Origin of the sequence: Synechococcus sp. R5-13, from assembly GCF_047462015.1 — a bacterium.
In the GTDB taxonomy this organism is placed as follows: domain Bacteria; phylum Cyanobacteriota; class Cyanobacteriia; order Thermostichales; family Thermostichaceae; genus Thermostichus.
This window is the reverse complement of record NZ_JANSIL010000147.1, coordinates 1-1,060: the sequence shown is the minus strand read 5'-3', so window position 1 is coordinate 1,060 and position 1,060 is coordinate 1. Positions and strand designations below refer to the sequence as shown.

At 59.9% G+C, this 1,060-nt stretch carries 1 protein-coding gene; it reads left to right on the top strand.

Annotated features, from left to right (window positions below; translation table 11 throughout):
* The coding region (psbD, locus tag NW840_RS11205) for a photosystem II D2 protein (photosystem q(a) protein) (protein ID WP_414332488.1) at positions 1-1,059 on the top strand (1,059 nt) is incomplete at its 5' end.
* Between the last annotated feature and the right edge of the window lies 1 nt (position 1,060).

Below are 1,060 nucleotides of genomic sequence, written 5' to 3'. Positions count from 1 at the left end.
ATGACCATAGCGGTAGGGCGCGTGCGTCAGGAGCGAGGATGGTTCGACATCGTCGATGACTGGCTCAAGCGCGACAGATTCGTGTTCATCGGCTGGTCCGGGCTGCTGCTGTTCCCCTGCGCTTACCTAGCCCTGGGCGGCTGGCTCACCGGCACCACCTTTGTAACTTCCTGGTACACCCACGGGTTGGCCAGCTCCTACCTGGAAGGGTGCAACTTTTTGACCGTAGCCGTCTCCACCCCCGCCGACAGCATGGGGCACAGCCTGCTGCTGCTGTGGGGCCCGGAAGCCCAGGGGGACTTCACCCGCTGGTGCCAGATTGGGGGGCTGTGGACCTTTGTGGCCCTGCACGGAGCGCTGGGGCTGATTGGCTTTATGCTGCGGCAATTTGAGATTGCCCGGCTGGTGGGGGTGCGGCCCTACAACGCCATTGCGTTTAGCGCGCCGATAGCGGTGTTTGTGAGCGTGTTTTTGATTTACCCGCTGGGGCAGAGCAGCTGGTTTTTTGCGCCCAGCTTTGGGGTGGCGGGGATTTTCCGCTTTTTGCTGTTTTTCCAGGGGTTCCACAACTGGACGCTGAACCCGTTCCACATGATGGGGGTGGCTGGCGTTTTGGGTGGAGCGCTGTTGTGTGCCATCCATGGGGCGACGGTGGAGAACACCCTGTTTCAGGATGGGGATGCGGCCAGCACCTTTCGGGCTTTTGAGCCGACGCAGTCGGAGGAGACCTACTCGATGGTGACGGCCAACCGGTACTGGAGCCAGATTTTTGGGATAGCGTTTTCCAACAAGCGGTGGCTGCACTTTTTCATGTTGTTTGTGCCGGTGACGGGTTTGTGGATGTCGAGCATTGGGGTAGTGGGGTTGGCGCTGAACCTGCGGGCGTATGACTTTATCAGTCAGGAGGTGCGGGCAGCGGAAGACCCTGAGTTTGAGACGTTTTACACGAAGAACATTTTGCTGAACGAGGGGATTCGGGCGTGGATGGCGCCGCAGGACCAGCCCCATGAGCGCTTTGAGTTCCCTGAAGAAGTCCTCCCCCGCGGCAATGCGCTCTAAA